This is a genomic window from Streptomyces sp. NPDC030222 (assembly GCF_055573115.1).
In genome coordinates this window covers 53,951-70,321 of the sequence record NZ_JBVICA010000016.1, presented here as the reverse complement: position 1 = coordinate 70,321, position 16,371 = coordinate 53,951, and the positions used below count along the sequence as shown (strand labels likewise).

The 16,371-nt window shown below is 72.6% G+C and carries 12 protein-coding genes and 1 pseudogene; 6 read left to right on the top strand and 7 right to left on the bottom strand.

Annotated features, from left to right (window positions below):
- Nucleotides 1-212 precede the first annotated feature (212 nt).
- Genes ACZ4Z5_RS22660 through iolC form a run of 5 tightly spaced genes read right to left on the bottom strand, consistent with a single transcriptional unit; the run spans nt 213 to nt 6,255 of the window.
- On the bottom strand, nt 213-1,715 hold the full coding sequence (locus ACZ4Z5_RS22660) for a CoA-acylating methylmalonate-semialdehyde dehydrogenase (RefSeq protein WP_468265509.1): 1,503 nt from the start codon (nt 1,713-1,715) through the stop codon (nt 213-215).
- A 13-nt stretch (nt 1,716-1,728) separates the two neighbouring features.
- On the bottom strand, nt 1,729-3,597 hold the full coding sequence (gene iolD / locus ACZ4Z5_RS22655) for a 3D-(3,5/4)-trihydroxycyclohexane-1,2-dione acylhydrolase (decyclizing) (RefSeq protein WP_468265507.1): 1,869 nt from the start codon (nt 3,595-3,597) through the stop codon (nt 1,729-1,731).
- On the bottom strand, nt 3,594-4,409 hold the full coding sequence (iolB, locus tag ACZ4Z5_RS22650) for a 5-deoxy-glucuronate isomerase (RefSeq protein WP_468265505.1): 816 nt from the start codon (nt 4,407-4,409) through the stop codon (nt 3,594-3,596). The genes iolD and iolB overlap by 4 nt, the downstream gene beginning before the upstream one ends.
- Nucleotides 4,406-5,308 (bottom strand): Cgl0159 family (beta/alpha)8-fold protein, encoded by a 903-nt coding sequence (locus tag ACZ4Z5_RS22645; RefSeq protein ID WP_468265503.1) that lies wholly within the window; start codon nt 5,306-5,308, stop codon nt 4,406-4,408. Before ACZ4Z5_RS22645 ends, iolB begins: the two co-directional genes overlap by 4 nt.
- A complete protein-coding gene (gene iolC, locus ACZ4Z5_RS22640; RefSeq protein ID WP_468265501.1) occupies nt 5,305-6,255 on the bottom strand; it encodes a 5-dehydro-2-deoxygluconokinase in 951 nt (316 codons plus the stop codon). The genes ACZ4Z5_RS22645 and iolC overlap by 4 nt, the downstream gene beginning before the upstream one ends.
- 126 nt (nt 6,256-6,381) lie before the next feature.
- Between iolC and ACZ4Z5_RS22635 the strand changes: the two genes are divergently transcribed.
- The 3 genes from ACZ4Z5_RS22635 to ACZ4Z5_RS22625 all read left to right on the top strand — a co-directional run bounded on the left by ACZ4Z5_RS22635 (nt 6,382) and on the right by ACZ4Z5_RS22625 (nt 9,182).
- Complete coding sequence (locus tag ACZ4Z5_RS22635; RefSeq protein WP_468265499.1) at nt 6,382-7,281, top strand: sugar phosphate isomerase/epimerase family protein; 900 nt, start codon at nt 6,382-6,384, stop codon at nt 7,279-7,281.
- A gap of 18 nt (nt 7,282-7,299) precedes the next feature.
- Nucleotides 7,300-8,322 (top strand): Gfo/Idh/MocA family protein, encoded by a 1,023-nt coding sequence (locus ACZ4Z5_RS22630; protein ID WP_468265497.1) that lies wholly within the window; start codon nt 7,300-7,302, stop codon nt 8,320-8,322.
- Nucleotides 8,323-8,984: 662 nt separating this feature from the next.
- Nucleotides 8,985-9,182: a helix-turn-helix transcriptional regulator gene (locus tag ACZ4Z5_RS22625; RefSeq protein WP_468265495.1), complete on the top strand. Its 198-nt coding sequence runs from the start codon at nt 8,985-8,987 to the stop codon at nt 9,180-9,182.
- Nucleotides 9,183-9,191: 9 nt separating this feature from the next.
- On the opposite strand, the pseudogene ACZ4Z5_RS22620 reads toward ACZ4Z5_RS22625, so the two are convergent.
- Both ACZ4Z5_RS22620 and ACZ4Z5_RS22615 read right to left on the bottom strand, forming a co-directional pair.
- Nucleotides 9,192-9,377: pseudogene (locus tag ACZ4Z5_RS22620) on the bottom strand (alcohol dehydrogenase); the annotation flags it as partial.
- 168 nt (nt 9,378-9,545) lie between these two features.
- The gene (locus tag ACZ4Z5_RS22615) at nt 9,546-11,900 is read right to left on the bottom strand and encodes an MMPL family transporter (protein WP_468265493.1); all 2,355 of its coding nucleotides are present in this window, start codon (nt 11,898-11,900) and stop codon (nt 9,546-9,548) included.
- Between the two features lie 212 nt (nt 11,901-12,112).
- On the opposite strand from ACZ4Z5_RS22615, the gene ACZ4Z5_RS22610 reads away from it, so the two are divergent.
- The 3 genes from ACZ4Z5_RS22610 (at nt 12,113) to ACZ4Z5_RS22600 (ending at nt 16,117) form a co-directional block, all read left to right on the top strand.
- Nucleotides 12,113-12,832, top strand: a complete 720-nt coding sequence (locus ACZ4Z5_RS22610; protein ID WP_468265491.1) for a TetR family transcriptional regulator — start codon at nt 12,113-12,115, stop codon at nt 12,830-12,832.
- 175 nt (nt 12,833-13,007) lie between these two features.
- Nucleotides 13,008-13,310 (top strand): heavy-metal-associated domain-containing protein, encoded by a 303-nt coding sequence (locus ACZ4Z5_RS22605; protein WP_468265489.1) that lies wholly within the window; start codon nt 13,008-13,010, stop codon nt 13,308-13,310.
- A 101-nt stretch (nt 13,311-13,411) separates the two neighbouring features.
- The gene (locus ACZ4Z5_RS22600) at nt 13,412-16,117 is read left to right on the top strand and encodes a heavy metal translocating P-type ATPase (RefSeq protein WP_468265487.1); all 2,706 of its coding nucleotides are present in this window, start codon (nt 13,412-13,414) and stop codon (nt 16,115-16,117) included.
- Nucleotides 16,118-16,371: the final 254 nt, after the last annotated feature.

Genomic DNA, 16,371 nt, shown 5'->3' with positions numbered 1-16,371 from the left:
CCTTTTTTTGGGGGTTGTTGCGTACCAGGAAAACCCCGTGACACCTGTTACTCCCGACCGACCACCCCCACAACACCCCCACACCCACCCCCCCCCCCCCCCCCCCCCCCACGGCCCCCCCCCCCCCCCCCCGGTCGCCTGCAGTTGTCAGGGCAGGTCAGGGGCGGGGAACCGCCTTCGTGGCCGGCCGGGCGGCCGGACCGGCGGCCGGCTCAGTGGTTGCGGGGGAAGCCCAGGTCCACACCGGTCGGCGCCTCGGACGGGTCGGGCCAGCGGGTGGTGACGACCTTGCCGCGGGTGTAGAAGTGCGTGCCGTCGTTGCCGTAGATGTGGTGGTCGCCGAAGAGCGAGTCCTTCCACCCTCCGAACGAGTGGTAGCCCACCGGCACCGGGATCGGCACGTTCACGCCGACCATGCCGGCCTCGACCTCCAGCTGGAAGCGGCGGGCGGCCCCGCCGTCCCGGGTGAAGATCGCGGTGCCGTTGCCGAACGGCGAGGCGTTGATGAGGGCGAGGCCCTCCTCGTACGTCTCGGCGCGGAGCACGCACAGCACGGGACCGAAGATCTCGTCACGGTACGCGTCGGAGTCGGTCGGCACGTGGTCGAGCAGGGAGATGCCGATCCAGTGGCCGTCCTCGAAGCCCTCCACGGTGAAGCCGCTGCCGTCGAGCACGACCGTCGAGCCCTGGGCGGCGGCGCCCTCGACGTACGAGGCGACCTTGTCGCGGTGGGCCTTCGTGATCAGCGGGCCCATCTCGGAGACGGGGTCGTTGCCCGGACCGATCTTGATCTTCTCGGCCCGCTCCTTGATCTTCTCGACCAGTTCGTCGCCGATGGCGCCGACCGCGACGACCGCGGAGATCGCCATGCAGCGCTCACCGGCCGAGCCGTACGCGGCGGAGACGGCCGCGTCGGCGGCGGCGTCCAGGTCGGCGTCCGGCAGGACCAGCATGTGGTTCTTGGCGCCGCCGAGGGCCTGCACCCGCTTGCCGTTGGCGGAGGCCGTGGCGTGGATGTGGCGGGCGATCGGGGTGGAGCCCACGAAGGACACCGCGGCCACGTCGGGGTGCTCCAGCAGACGGTCGACCGCGACCCTGTCGCCCTGGACGACGTTGAACACGCCGTCGGGCAGCCCGGCCTGGGCGAGCAGCTCGGCGATCCGCAGCGACGGCGAGGGGTCCTTCTCGGACGGCTTCAGCACGAAGGTGTTACCGCACGCGATGGCGATGGGGAACATCCACATCGGCACCATCGCGGGGAAGTTGAACGGCGTGATGCCCGCGACGACACCGAGCGGCTGACGGATCGCCGCGACGTCGACCCGGCTGGCCACCTGGGTGGACAGCTCGCCCTTGAGCTGGACGGTGATGCCGCAGGCCAGGTCGACGATCTCCAGGCCGCGGGCGACCTCGCCCAGCGCGTCGGAGTGCACCTTGCCGTGCTCGGCGGTGATCAGCGCGGCGATCTCGTCGCGGTGCGCGTCGAGGAGGGCGCGGAACTTGAAGAGCACGGCCGTGCGCTGCGCGAGCGAGGAGGTGCCCCAGCCCGTCTCGAAGGCCTCCTTGGCGGTCGCGACCGCCGCGTCGACCTCGTCCACGGAGGCGAAGGCGAACTTGGTGGTGACGGCGCCGGTCGCCGGGTCCGTGACCTCGCCCCAGTTCCCGGACGCGCCGTCGACGGTCTTGCCACCGATCCAGTGGTTGACGGTCTTCATGTCCTGAGCTCCTTCAGAGATGGTGGCGTCGGGCTGCGACATGCCGGTCGTATTCCTCCCGGGCCTGGACCGCCGACGGGCGGGTCGCGGTCTCGGCCACAGGAACATCCCACCACGCCTCCGCGGCGGGCGAACCGGACACAGTGTCTGCCGTTTCGGTCTCCACGTAGACACATGTGGGGACGTCCGCGTGGCGTGCCTTTTCGAGGGCTTCCCGCAGGTCATGGACGGTCTTCGCACGCAGCACCCGCATACCGAGGCTGGCCGCGTTGGCGGCGAGGTCGACGGGCAGCGGCGCGCCGGTGTAGGTGCCGTCCCCGGCCCGGAAGCGGTAGGCGGTGCCGTACCGCTCGCCGCCGACGGACTCGGAGAGCCCTCCGATGGAGGCGTATCCGTGGTTCTGCAGGATCACCGTCACAATGGGGAGGTTCTCCTGCACCGCGGTGACGATCTCGGTGGGCATCATCAGGTACGTGCCGTCGCCGACCAGGGCCCACACCGGCCGCTCGGGCGCCGCGAGCTTCACCCCGATGGCGGCGGGGATCTCGTAGCCCATGCAGGAGTAGCCGTACTCGACGTGGTACTGGCGGGGCGACCGGGCGCGCCACAGTTTGTGCAGGTCACCGGGGAGCGAACCGGCCGCGTTGATGATCACGTCGTCGTCCCCGACGACGGCGTCCAGCGCGCCGAGGACCTGCGTCTGGGTGGGGCGGGCGTCCGGGTCGTCGGCCGTGAACGCCCGGGCGACGCGGGTGTCCCAGCGGGCCCCGGCCTCCCGGTACTCGTCCTCGTATGCGGCGGCGACTCGGTGCGCGCCGAGCAGTCCGTGGAGGCGTTCGAGGGCCTCGCGGGCGTCGGCGACCAGGGGAAGTCCGGCCAGCTTGTGCGCGTCGAAGCCGGTGATGTTGATGTTGGCGAAGCGGACGCCGGGGGCGGCGAAGAGCGTCCCGGAGGCGGTGGTGAAGTCGGTGTACCGGGTGCCGACGCCGATCACCAGATCGGCCGTGCGGGCGAGGTGGTCGGCGGTGGCGGTGCCGGTGTGGCCGATGCCGCCGACGTCGGCCGGGTGGTCGTGGCGCAGTGAGCCCTTGCCGGCCTGGGTGGAGGCGACGGGGATGCCGGTCGCGGCGGCGAGGGCGCCGAGCGCGGTCTCGGCGCCGCTGTGGTGGACCCCGCCCCCCGCGATGATCAAGGGGCGGTCCGCTTCGCGCACGGCGCGCGCGACTGCTTCGAGCTCCTGCTCGTCGGGGGCGGGGCGGCGGATCCGCCACACCCGCTCGGCGAAGAAGTCCTCGGGCCAGTCGTACGCCTCCGCCTGGACGTCCTGGGGCAGCGCGAGGGTGACCGCGCCGGTCTCCGCGGGGTCGGTGAGGACCCGCATCGCCTGGAGCGCGGCGGGCACCAGCGCCTCGGGGCGGGTGATCCGGTCGAACCAGCGGGAGACGGGCCGCAGGCAGTCGTTGACGGAGACGTCGCCCGCGTACGGCACTTCGAGCTGCTGGAGGACGGGGTCGGCGGGGCGGGTGGCGAAGATGTCGCCGGGGAGCAGCAGTACGGGGATGTGGTTGATCGTCGCGAGGGCGGCTCCGGTGACGAGGTTGGTGGCGCCGGGGCCGATGGAGGTGGTGACGGCGTGGGTGGAGAGCCGGCCGGACTGGCGGGCGTATCCGACGGCGGCGTGCACCATGGCCTGTTCGTTGCGGCCCTGGAGGTAGGGCATGGCGCCGCCGGTCTCCAGGAGGGCCTGGCCGACCCCGGCGACGTTCCCGTGGCCGAAGATGCCCCAGGTGGCGGTGATCAGGCGCTGCCGCCGCCCGTCCCGTTCGGTGTACTGGCGGCACAGGAAGCGCATCAGTGCCTGGGCAGTGGTCAGCCGTGTCATCGGTACCCCTCCGTGTGATCGGGGTGGAAGCAGATCTTCCACTCCCGTTCGGCTCCCGGTCCCGCCATCACGTTCAGGTAGTACATGTCGTGCCCGGGTGCGGCGATGGACGGTCCGTGCCAGCCGTCCGGTACGAGTACGGCGTCGCCGCCGCGGACCTCCGCGAGCAGGTCGGCGCCGCCGGGGCGCGACGGGGACACCCGCTGGTAGCCGAAGCCGTGCTCGCCGGCGATCTCGAAGTAGTAGATCTCCTCCAGGCGGCTCTCCTCGCCGGGCCGGTGCTCGTCGTGCTTGTGCGGCGGGTACGAGGACCAGTTGCCGCCGGGGGTGACGACCTCGACGGCGATGAGCCGGTCGCACTCGAACGTGTCGGCCGCGGCGAAGTTGTTGACGCGGCGGGCGCAGGTGCCGCTGCCGCGCTGTTCGACCGGTACCTCCGGCGCGGGGCCGTAGCGGGCGGGGAGTCTTCGCTCGCATCTCGCTCCTGCCAGGGCGAAGCGGCCTCCCGCGCCGGAGGCGATCTGGGCGTGGGCGTCACGCGGCACGTATGCGAAGTCGGTGACCGACCCGAACACGCTGTCCCGGCCCCGCAGTTCGAGGTTCCGTCCTTCAGTGTGCACGGTACAGCCGCCGTCGAGCGGCAGAACGATCCATTCGCTGTCGCCCGCAGCGAAGGAGTGCGTTCCGCCGGGCGGCAGTTCCAGGACCCGCAGTGCGGCGTGGCCCCAGCCGGCCTGCTCGGGGTCGATGCGGAGCACATAGGGGCCCTGGGCCGCGCTTCCCGCGGGAAGGTGCAGCTTGTCGTCGGTCATACCCACTCCCTACCCCGCTCCAGCAGGCCCACGGCGGTGTCGACGGCGCCGGCGACGTCCCCGTCGGCCGGATAGAGCAGCGAGCGGCCGACGACGAGGCCTTGGACGCTGGGCAGCCGCAGGGCGTGCCGCCACTTCTCGTACGCCCGGTCCTGGTCGTCGCCCACGTCGCCGCCGAGCAGCACGACGGGGAGGGTCGTGGTGTCGAGGACGCGGGCCATGTCGTCGGGGTCCTCGGTGACGGGCACCTTCAGCCAGGTGTAGGCGGAGGTGCCGGCGAGGCCCGAGGCGATGGCCAGCGACCGGGTGACGGCATCGGCCCCGAGGTCGCCCCGCAGCAGGCCGTTGACGCGCCGGCAGATGAACGGCTCGACGAAGACCGGGAGGCGGTGGGCGGCCATGTCGTCCACCGCCCGGGCGGCGGCGTGGAGGGTGGCGAGCGATCCGGGGTCGTCGTAGTCGATGCGCAGCAGGAGCTTCCCGGCGTCGAAGCCCAGCCGGACCAGGTCCTCGGCGCGGTGACCGGTGAACCGGTCGTCGAGTTCGAAGACGGCGCCTGCGAGCCCGCCGCGGTTCATGGAGCCCATGACCACCTTGTCGTCGAGCGCGCCGAGCAGCAGCAGGTCCTCCAGGATGTCCGCGGTGGCGAGGACCCCGTCGACGCCAGGCCGGGAGAGCGCGAGGCAGAGCCGTTCCAGCAGGTCGGGGCGGCTCGCCATGGCGAGGGAGCGGTCGCCCACGGCGAGGGCGCCGCGGGCGGGATGGTCCGCCGCGATGATCATCAGTCTGCCGTCGGGGCCGACCAGGGGGCGTCTGGCGCGCCGGGCCGCGGCCTCGGCGATCGCCTCGGGGTGACGGCTGCGGATCCGTACCAGGTCGCCGATGCCGATGCCGCTCACCGCACTCCGCCTTCCATGACGGCCTCCACCTCGGCCGGGTACGGCATCGCGGAGGAGCAGGCGAGGCGGGACGCGACGATGGCGCCGGCCGCGTTCGCGTACCGCACGGTCCGTTCCAGGTCCCAGCCGGCGAGCAGCCCGTGCACCAGGGCCCCGCCGAACGCGTCGCCGGCCCCGAGACCGTTGACGACCTCCACCGGTACGGGCCGGACTTCGGTGGTGCCGCCGTCCCGGTGGACGGCGAGCACCCCCTTGGGGCCCTGCTTGACGACGGCGAGTTCGACGCCGTTCGCGATCAACGCCCTTGCGGCGGCGTGCGGTTCGCGCTCGCCGGTGGCGATCTCGCACTCGTCGAGGTTGCCGACGGCGACGGTCGCGTGTCGCAGGGCCTCGGCGTAGTGCGGTCGGGCTTCGTCGGGCGCCTTCCAGAACATGGGCCGCCAGTCGAGGTCGAAGACGGTGAACTCGGCTCGGGTGCGCACCGCGAGGGCCGTCAGGGTGGCCTCGCGGCTGGGTTCGGCGCACAGGCCGGTGCCGGTCATCCAGAAGACGCGGGTGTCCCGGATCGCGTCGAGGTCGAGTTCCCCGGGGTGGATCTCCAGGTCGGGGGCCTTGGGCAGGCGGTAGAAGTAGAGCGGGAAGTCGTCGGGCGGGAAGATCTCGCAGAAGGTGACGGGGGTCGGCAGGTCCGGTACCGGGGTCACCCAGCGGTCGTCGACGCCGAAGGCCTTGAGTTCCTGGTGGAGATACGTCCCGAAGGGGTCGTCCCCGGTGCGGGTGACGACGGCGGCCCGCCTGCCCAGCCTCGCCGCCGCGACGGCGACGTTGCTCGCCGACCCCCCGAGGAACTTCCCGAACGTCTCCACCTGCGCCAACGGGACTCCCGACTGGAGCGGATAGATGTCCACTCCGATGCGTCCCATGGCGATCAGGTCGTACGTCTCCATGCACGTCCCCTTCGGTCGGTGGCTGTCCCCAGGTCTATTCCGCGGCGCGGAACCCTGTCAACATTTTGTCCTGACATTCGGACGAATCCTTGACACCTTTCTCCGGGGGCCGGGAAGCTGACGGCCATGACGACGCTGTCACGCATTCGGATCGGATCCGCCCCCGACTCGTGGGGCGTGTGGTTTCCCGACGACCCCCGGCAGGTTCCCTGGCAGCGGTTCCTCGACGAGGTGGCCGACGCCGGATACGAGTGGATCGAGCTCGGCCCCTACGGCTACCTCCCCACCGACCCGGCCCGGCTCGCCGCGGAGACGGAGCCGCGCGGCCTGAGGGTGTCCGCCGGAACCGTGTTCACCGGCCTGCACCACGGGCCCGCCGTCTGGGACTTCACCTGGGCGCACGTGTCCGACATCGCCGCGCTGACCCGGGCCATGGGAGCCGGGCACCTGGTGGTCATCCCGTCGTTCTGGCGCGACGACAAGACCGGCAGGATGCTGGAGGACCCGACGCTCACCGCAGGACAGTGGCGCGATCTGACCACCCAGACCGAGCGGCTGGCCCGCGAGGTGCGCGACCGCTACGGGCTGCGGATCGTCGTCCACCCGCATGCCGACACGCACGTCGACAGCGAGGAGAACGTCGCCCGGTTCCTCGACGCAACCGACCCCGACCTGGTCTCCCTCTGCCTGGACACCGGCCACTACGCCTACTGCGGCGGCGACAGTGTGAAGCTCATCGAGACCTACGGCGAACGCATCGGCTATCTGCACCTCAAGCAGGTCGACCCGCGGATCCTCGCCGATGTGCGGGCGGAGGAGCTGCCGTTCGGCCCGGCCGTGGCGCGGGGCGTGATGTGCGAACCGCCGTCCGGGATCCCGGCGCTGGAACCGGTACTGGCCGCGGCGCAGCGGCTGGACGCCGACCTGTTCGCAATCGTCGAGCAGGACATGTATCCCTGTGATCCCGGCAAGCCGCTGCCCATCGCCCGCCGCACCCGCGGCTTCCTCCGGTCCTGCGGCGCCTAGGAAGGACGGATGACACCCATGACGCACGGAACCTCCCCTCTGGGCATCGCCGTGATCGGCACGGGCCGGATGGGCGCCGACCACGTACGGCGCATCGACCGCGTGGTGAGCGGCGCGCGGGTGGCGGCCGTCGCGGACATCGACGGCGACCGCGCCAAGTCCGTCGCGGCGGGCCTGGAGGGCTGCACCGCGCACACCGAGCCGGCCGCCGCCATGGACGCGCCGGGCGTGGACGCCGTGCTGATCGCCTCCCCGGGGCCCGCGCACGAGGCCGCACTGCTCGACGCGTTCGCCCGGGACCTGCCGGTGCTGTGCGAGAAACCGCTCACCCCCGATTCGGCGGCCGCGCTGCGGGTGATGGAGGCCGAGCAGCGGCTCGGGCACCGCCGGGTGCAGGTCGGCTTCATGCGCCGCTACGACTCCGAGTACCTGCGTCTCAAGTCGCTGCTGGACGGTGGCGGCCTCGGCCGGCCCCTGATGCTGCACTGCCGGCACCGGAACGCGTCCTCGCCGTCCTTCTTCACCACCCCGATGCTCATCAACGACTCGGTGGTGCATGAAGTCGACGTCACCCGCTGGCTGCTGGGGCAGGAGATCACGGCCGTCTCCGTGCTGCGGCCGAGGCCCTCCTCCGCGGCGCCGGAGGGCCTGACGGATCCCCAGCTGGTGCTGCTGGAGACCTCGGGCGGCACGGTCGTCGACGTGGAGATCTTCGTCAACTGCGGCTTCGGGTACCAGGTGCGCTGCGAGGCGGTCTGCGAACGGGGCACCGCGCAGATCGGCGACGACTCCGGGATGGTCACCCGGGCAGCCGGGCGCTGGGGCGGGGAGATCGTGCAGGACTACACGGTGCGGTTCGCCGACGCCTACGACCGGCAGGTGCGGCGGTGGGTCGAGGCGACCCGGCGCGGTGTGGTCGAGGGGCCGAGCGCCTGGGACGGCTACGCCGCCGCCGCGGTCTGCGAGGCGGGCGTACGGGCCCAGGAGACCGGCACCCGGGCGGTCGTCCGACTGGCCGCGAAGCCGGCGCTGTACGGCTGACGCCTTGCAGTTCCGGGGCCGTGCCGTGCACCGGGGCCTGCTCATAGCTTGGCCGTGGCCAGGCACCACACCCGCCGTCGCCCGCCCGGCCGCTCGGCATCGCCCCGCACATGGCCCGGGCCCGCCCCGGCACCAACCCGGTCCTTGCGCGGGCCGCTCGGCACCGAACTGCACATCGCCCGGCCCTGCCCGACCCCACGCCCGCCGTCGCCCGGCCGTTCGGCACCGAACTGCACATCGCCCTGGCCTGCCCCAGCACCGGCCCGGTCCTCGCTCGGGCCGTTCGGCGCACCCTGCTCGCCGGCGGGACCGCCCCGGCACCGCACCCGCCGTCGTACGGGCTGTTCGGCACCCTCCGCTCATCGCCCGGGCCACCGTCCGCTCGGGACCGCGCCGCTCGTCACGCGGCGCCATCCCACCGGGGGCCGCCGGTGGGGCGCGCCCTGCGGGAATCCCCCTGCGGCTCGCCGATGGAGTGCGCTTTCTGTCACGGATGTCCCCGCACCGCGACCGTTCCGTCACAGTACGTCGACAGTCGATGCTCTCCCTTCGCTCGTCGTCGTTCGCCCGGGCACAGGCTGATTGATCGTCAATGCCCGTTCCGCAGTCCCCCCGTCGGCCCGTCGGCCGCTCCTGCGGAACGCGCAGGGAGGTGCCGCCCCATGGCCGAACAGCGACTCTGGTCGTACAAGGAGATCGCCGCGCACATCAGGGTCCAGCCGGACACCGTCCGCTCCTACCGCAAGCACGGGCATCTGCCCCCACCCGACCTGGTGGAGGCCGGCAAGCCCTACTGGCATGCGGAGACCATTCGCGCCTGGGTGGCCCGGCGGCCCGGGAACCGGAGCCGCCGGGAGTGACACGCACCGTCAGGAGCGGCGTCCGGGCTCGATGACCGTCACCCCCGCGCCGGGTGCCGTCCCCTTGGCGGCGAGTACCGCCGGGGCGGCCTCCAGCGGGACGACCGAGGTGACGAGCAGGTCCGGGCGCAGCGCCACCGACACCACCGCATCGTTCGTCCGCGGGCGGGCATGCGCGGGCATGCCCCTCCAGCCGTGCCGGTCGCTGCGGCACAGTCCGGTGGCCTCGACGCGGCCGGCCGACCGGGTGGCGCGGGCGCCGGATCGGGGGACGCCCCGGACTCGGGCCTCCTGGCCGAACCACTCGGACACCACGGCTCTCATCGGTCCGGTTCCGCCCTTCCCCGGCTGCCCGGCCCCGCGCTAGCCGGGTATCGCCGCCTTGTCCCGGTCGTCCTCGGACGCCGTTCCGGCCGCCTGCCGCCCGTCCGCGGAGTCCCCGTCCGTGGAGTCCCCGTCCGCGGACGGCTCGTCCGCCGCGCTCCCGACGGCAGGCACACCGACCTTCGGTGTCTCTTCCCCTTCACTGATGCCGAACCGGTCGTGGAACCGGCGCAGAGGTCCTGGTGCCCACCATGTCGCCCTTCCGGTCAGCTTCATCACGGACGGCACCAGCAGACTGCGCACCACCATCGCGTCCATGAGCACGGCCAGCGCAATGCCCAGGCCCAGCATCTTGGTGTTGGTGACCCGCGAGGTGCCGATGGCGACCATGACCACGGCGAGGATGAGCGCAGCGGCCGTGATCAGTCCCCCGGTGCGCTGCAGTCCGAACCGGATCGCCTGCTCGTGATCCCCCGTGCGGTCGTGCTCCTCCTTGATCCGGGAGAGCAGGAACACCCCGTAGTCCATGGAGAGTCCGAAGGCGATGCAGAACATCAGCACCGGCAGCGTCGTCTCGATGTCCCCGGTCGAGGTGAACGACAGCAGCCCGGACAGATGGCCATCCTGGAAGACCCAGATCAGCGCCCCGAACATCGCGGTCAGGCTGAGGGCGTTGAGCACCACCGCCTGGACGGGTATCAGCACGCTGCCGGTCAGCAGGAACACCAGGAGCAGGGTCGCGACGACGATCACCGCAGCCGCCCAGCCCAGCCGGTCGCCTATGGCCTCCTTGGAGTCGACCAGGACGGCCGCCGTGCCGGTCACCGAGGCCTTGAACGGCGCGGGCTCGGCGCGCAGTTCCCGGACGAGGCGCTGCGCTTCGTCGCCCACCGCCTCGCCCTCGGGCTGGACGGTGAAGAACCCCGTGGTTCCGTCGAGCACCGGACCGTCGACCCTGAGGACTCCCGGCAGGGCCTCGACCCGCTTCCGGTAGTCCTGGTACTCGGCGGGGGTCGCCCGGCCCTCGGCGAGGACGGTGAGCCCGCCGCCGGGGCTGCCGGGGAAGCCGTCGCGTATGTGCTGCTGGACGACGTGGGACTCGGCGGTGGCGGGCAGCTGACGGTCGTCCGCGGTACCGAACCGTACGCCGAGGAACGGCAGACCGAGCATGACCAGGCCGACGGTCGTGGCGGCGGCGAAGACGGGCGCGCGACGCATCACCAGCGCGGCGGCCCTGCCCCAGGCGGCGCCCGGCTCCCGCACGGACGGCCCGCCGTCGGCCGGCTTCCCCTCGGCGGAGCGCTCCCGCCTCCTGCGCAGCAGCCTGCGCACGTCCAGCGCGTCGACCCGGTGCCCGAGCACCATCAGCGCGGCGGGCAGCAGGATCAGCGCGGCGGCGGCCGCCAGGAGCACCACGGCCATGCCTGCGTAGGCGAAGGACCGCAGGAAGTACTGCGGGAAGACCAGCATCGCGGCGAGCGACACGGCCACGGTCAGCGCGGAGAACAGCACGGTGCGGCCGGCCGTGCGGAGGGTGACGCCCAGCGCGGCCCTCACCTCGGCGCCGGCCGCCAGTTCCTCACGGAACCGGCGCACGATGAACAAGGCGTAGTCGATCGCGAGACCGAGTCCCAGGGCGGTCGTGAGGTTCAGTGCGAACACCGACACGTCCGTGACCTCGGTGAGGCCGCGCAGCACCGCGTTGGTGCCGAGGATGGCGACGATGCCCACGCCCAGCGGGAGCAGCGCCGCGACGGCGCTGCCGAACACCATGACCAGCAGCACCAGCGTCACGGGCAGGGCGATCAGTTCGGCGTAGAGCAGGTCCTCCTGGATGATGGTCTGCATCTCGTGCCGCACTGCGACGGGACCGCCGAGGCTCACCTCGACCGGCCCGCTCGTGCCCCGGAACTCCGGCGCCAGCCGGTCCAGGGTCTCGCTCTGCTCCTTCTCGTCACCGAGGATCCGCGCGGCTATCAGTGCTTCCCGCCCGTCCTCCGAGCGCAGCGCCGGCGAACCCGTCTGCCAGTAGGAGCCGATGCCGGTGACGCCCTTCTCGGCGGCGAGCCGCCGGGCGAGCGCCCTGGCCTCCGCGGCGACCGCCGGATCGTCGACCGTACCCCGGCCGGCCCGGACGAGCAGCAGCAGATTGGGCTGAGAGCCGGGGAACTCCCGCTCCAGCGCCTTCGTCGCGTACGTGGACTGGCCGTCCGGGGCCTCCCAGCCCCCGCTGCCCATCCGGTCCGCGACTCCGCTTCCCGCGACGACGGCGAGGGCCGTGAGCAACAAGGCGATCAGCAGGGTCAGTCGCGGCCGTGCCGTGACGAACCGGGTCCACCCCCCGACGGGCGGCGCGCCATCGGAGGTGCGCGGTGAACCGTTGACTTCGGACATGGTGCGGTGTCCCCTTCACCTGGACCCGGGCAGGATGGGTCGCTCAACCATTTGTCATAAACTGGCGAACACGAGTAGTCACTCGCATTTCAAAGAATGCGAGCGGCCACTCGCGTTTGTCAACCGCTTCACGAAAGCTGGGGATTGCCGTGCCTGAGCCGGACAGCACGCAAGACACCGGGGCCACCGAGAACCGAGGGACACACAAGACCGTGGGGACGGCAGGGGCCCCGGGAGCCTCAGGGAACACGGAGGCCGCAGGGCCCCCCGACGACGCACGGGCCGACGACGACACAGGGGCCGACGAGGGCACCGAGAGCGGCAGACCGCGTCGCCGCCAGGCCCGCGGCGAACGCCGCATCGCCCAGCTCCTGGAAGCCGCCGCCCAGGTGTTCTGCAAGTGCGGCTACACCGCCGCGAGCACGAACGCCATCGCCCGCGAGGCCGGCGTCTCCCCCGGCACGCTCTACCAGTTCTTCCCGAACAAGGAGGCCATCGCCGTCGAGCTGGGCGACCGGCTGCTGCACCGGATGCGCGAGAGTCACGGCCAGGTGTTCACCCCCGCCAACGCGGCCCTGCCCCTCCCGGAGATGCTCGACGCGGTCCTCGACCCGATGATCGACTTCAACTGCCGCAACCCGGCCTTCCTGGCCCTGATGCACGGCTCGGACATCCCGGGCCGGATCGCCGAGGAGCACGACGCCCTGCACGAGTCGCTCCTCACCCAGGTCGCAGACCTGCTCGCCGGCCGGCTGCCCGAGGCCACGACCGAGGAGCGCGGCCGCATCGCGAATATGACGTTCGCCCTTTTCAAGGCGGGCCTGGACCTCATCGTCGGCCACGAGGGCGCGGAGCGGGAGGCCTACATCGCCGAACTGAAGGCGGCCATGTGCCGGTACCTCGACCCCCTCATCGGAGCCCGGCACGGCTGACGCGCACCGGGCGCCGAGTCACCCTCACTCCCACGGGATACCCCTAGGGGGTACAGTGGCATGTGCCGGGGGAACTCCCGGCACCCCGGGGAGCCCCCGGCGCCCGGAGAACGCTGCGGCACGCCAGACGCCAGGCCCGTGCCAGACCGCCAGGCTCGTGAACGAGGAGATACACATGACCGCCGAGACCGAGACCGTCACGACCGGCTCCTGCTGCTCGCCCGCCGGCTCCTGCCACGGCGGGGCGACGGACGTGCAGCTGGGCGCCGTCACCACCGTCTACCAGGTCACCGGCATGACCTGCGGCCACTGCGAGGGCGCCATCACCGCCGAGCTCTCCGGGCTGTCCGGGGTCACCTCGGTGCAGGCCGTGGCCGCGACCGGCCGGGTGACCGTCGTCTCGGACTCCCCGCTGGACGAGGACGCGGTGCGCGCCGCGGTGGACGAGGCCGGCTACGAGCTCGTCGGCACTGTCTGACCGGCGCGGGGAACCGACACCTCCGCAGTACCCCGCCACCGGGCCGTACCGCCGGCCGATACCGGTCCGTACGGCCCGGCTCCCCCTTCTGGAGCCGGAACATGACCACCAGCACAGCGCCCGGTCCCGCGACGGAACCGACCAGCCGGGTCGAGTTCGCCATCGGTGGAATGACCTGTGCCGCCTGCGCGGCACGCGTCGAGAAGAAGCTCAACCGCATGGACGGCGTGACCGCCACGGTGAACTTCGCCACCGAGAAGGCACGGATCGACTTCGCCGACGGCACCTCCGTGGCCGACCTCGTCACGACCGTGGAGAAGACGGGATACACCGCCCGGCTCCTGACCGCCCCGGCGCCCCCTCCGGCCGCGCCCGAGCCGCGTGTGCACGCCACCGGGGCCCCCGCCGGCCTGCCGGCCGCCACGGCTGCGACTCCGGCCGCCGGCTCGGCCCCGTCCACGGAACGATCGGCCTCGCTGCCTGCAGGACGACCCACGGCGACGCCCGCTCCCTCCGCCACGGTCACGGCGGCGGCAGTCGGGGCCGCCACCCCGGCCCCGGACACCCCGGCGACACCCGCGACCCCGGGCCCCGGGACCGCGAACGCGTACCACCCCGCCACCCCCTCGACACCACCGCCGCCGTCCGACGCCCCGGTATCGCCCGCCGCCATCCCGGACCCCGCGACCGACGACCCGCACCCCGGCGCACCCTCCATCGCGTCCGCGCACCCCTCCGCCTCGGCAGCGACCGCACCACCACCCATCCCCCGCGGCGACGTCGCAGCAAGCCCCACCGGGACCGCGACCACCGGCCCCGAGTCCGGCACGGGCGTCGTCGACCCGCTGGTCGCGCTCCGGCAGCGGCTCGTCATATCGGCCGCCCTCGCGCTGCCCGTGATCGCCATGGCGATGGTCCCCACGTTCCAGTTCGACAACTGGCAGTGGCTCTCGCTGACCCTCGCCGCACCGGTCGCCGTCTGGGGCGCCCTGCCCTTCCACCGGGCCGCCTGGACCAATCTGCGCCACGGTGCGGCCACCATGGACACCCTGGTGTCGATCGGCACGCTCGCCGCCTTCGGCTGGTCGCTGTGGGCGCTGTTCCTCGGGCACGCCGGGATGCCCGGCATGCGCCACGGCTTCTCCCTGACCGTCTCCCGTGCCGACAGCGCCTCGGCGATCTATCTCGAAGTGGCCGCCGGCGTGGTGACGTTCCTCCTGCTCGGCCGCTACCTGGAGACCCGTTCCCGGCGGCGGGCGGGAGCCGCGTTGCGAGCCCTGATGGAACTCGGCGCCAAGGACGTCGCCGTTCTGCGCGACGGCGCCGAGGTCCGCGTCCCGGTCGCCGAACTGGCCGTCGGCGACCGGTTCGTCGTCAGGCCCGGCGAGAAGATCGCCACGGACGGCAAGGTCGTCGAGGGGACCTCGGCGGTGGACGCGTCCATGCTGACCGGCGAGTCGGTGCCCGTGGACGTGACCACGGGCGACCCGGTCACCGGGGCTACCGTGAACACCTCCGGGCGGCTCGTCGTCGAGGCCACCCGGGTGGGCTCCGACACCCAGCTCGCCCGGATGGCACGGCTGGTCGAGGAGGCGCAGAACGGAAAGGCGGCCGCGCAGCGGCTCGCCGACCGGACGGCGGCCGTGTTCGTGCCCGTCGTCCTGCTCATCGCATTCGGCACGCTCGTCACCTGGCTGCTGCTCACCGGTGACACGAGCGCCGCGTTCACCGCCGCCGTGGCCGTGCTGATCATCGCCTGCCCGTGCGCTCTCGGGCTGGCCACCCCCACCGCGCTGATGGTGGGCACCGGGCGCGGCGCCCAGCTCGGCATCCTGATCAAGGGCCCCGAGGTGCTGGAGACCACCCGCCGCGTGGACACGATCGTCCTCGACAAAACCGGAACGGTCACCACCGGCCGCATGGCCCTGCACACGGTCCACGCGGCCGACGGGGAGGACACCGGGCGCGTCCTGCGCCTCGCGGGTGCCCTGGAGCACGCCTCGGAGCACCCGGTCGCCCGGGCGGTCGCCACCGCTGCCGAAGAGGCGGTGGGGGCCCTGCCGGCGCCCGGCGCGTTCACGAACGTGCCGGGGCTCGGCGTTCGCGGCACGGTCGACGGCCACGCCGTGCTGGTCGGCCGGCGCCGGCTGCTGGACGACGCGGGGGTGGCACTCCCGGACCGCCTGTCCGCCGCGCTGTCGGACGCGGAGGTCCGGGGCCGTACGGCGGTCGTCGTGGCCTGGGACGACGCCGCACGGGCCGTGCTGGAGGTGGGCGACGCGGTCAAGGAGACCAGCCCGGAGGCGGTCCGGCGGCTGCGTGCCCTGGGACTGTCACCGGTGCTGCTGACCGGTGACAACCGTGCGGTGGCCGAGTCGGTCGCCCGCGAGGTCGGCATCGACGAGGTGCGGGCGGAGGTGCTGCCGGAGGACAAGGTCGCCGTGATCGAGGAGCTCCAGGCGGCGGGCCGCACGGTCGCCATGGTCGGCGACGGGGTCAACGACGCCGCCGCCCTGGCCCGGGCCGACCTCGGCCTCGCCATGGGCACCGGCACGGACGCCGCGATCGAGGCGGGCGACCTGACACTCGTGCGGGGCGACCTGCGGGTCGCGGCCGACGCCATCCGGCTGTCGCGCCGCACACTGGCGGTCATCAGGGGCAACCTGTTCTGGGCCTTCGGATACAACGTGGCCGCCCTGCCGCTCGCCGCCGCCGGATTCCTCAATCCGATGATCGCCGGATTCGCCATGGCTTTTTCGTCGGTTCTTGTGGTGTCCAACAGCCTTCGGCTGCGATCCTTCACATAGCCCTCACAAAGAGAGCTAGATCACAGCGATTCCGGGGTAACCATCGCGGGGTCCTGGGAGTCTTAGAGGGCGATGCCACGGACGTCTTGGGGGACGTCCACGGAATGTCTTGGGGGACGTTCCAGGCAAGCGTTGGCCGGGGCACGTGCACCGGGGAGCTTTGAGCGGCCCTCCCGTCCCGTACGTACCCCGGCAGACCGCACGGAGCATGCGCTCAGCAGACGCCCGGCCCGGATCCCGTGGGGGGAATCCGC

What these genes read in the sequence shown, in the direction of transcription:
- ACZ4Z5_RS22660 (WP_468265509.1), bottom strand. Translation starts at nt 1,715, where the DNA reads ATGAAGACCGTCAACCACTGGATCGGTGGCAAGACCGTCGACGGCGCG.
- iolD (WP_468265507.1), bottom strand. Translation starts at nt 3,597, where the DNA reads ATGACACGGCTGACCACTGCCCAGGCACTGATGCGCTTCCTGTGCCGC.
- iolB (WP_468265505.1), bottom strand. Translation starts at nt 4,409, where the DNA reads ATGACCGACGACAAGCTGCACCTTCCCGCGGGAAGCGCGGCCCAGGGC.
- iolC (WP_468265501.1), bottom strand. Translation starts at nt 6,255, where the DNA reads ATGGAGACGTACGACCTGATCGCCATGGGACGCATCGGAGTGGACATC.
- ACZ4Z5_RS22635 (WP_468265499.1), top strand. Translation starts at nt 6,382, where the DNA reads ATGACGACGCTGTCACGCATTCGGATCGGATCCGCCCCCGACTCGTGG.
- ACZ4Z5_RS22630 (WP_468265497.1), top strand. Translation starts at nt 7,300, where the DNA reads ATGACGCACGGAACCTCCCCTCTGGGCATCGCCGTGATCGGCACGGGC.
- ACZ4Z5_RS22625 (WP_468265495.1), top strand. Translation starts at nt 8,985, where the DNA reads ATGGCCGAACAGCGACTCTGGTCGTACAAGGAGATCGCCGCGCACATC.
- ACZ4Z5_RS22615 (WP_468265493.1), bottom strand. Translation starts at nt 11,900, where the DNA reads ATGTCCGAAGTCAACGGTTCACCGCGCACCTCCGATGGCGCGCCGCCC.
- ACZ4Z5_RS22605 (WP_468265489.1), top strand. Translation starts at nt 13,008, where the DNA reads ATGACCGCCGAGACCGAGACCGTCACGACCGGCTCCTGCTGCTCGCCC.
- ACZ4Z5_RS22600 (WP_468265487.1), top strand. Translation starts at nt 13,412, where the DNA reads ATGACCACCAGCACAGCGCCCGGTCCCGCGACGGAACCGACCAGCCGG.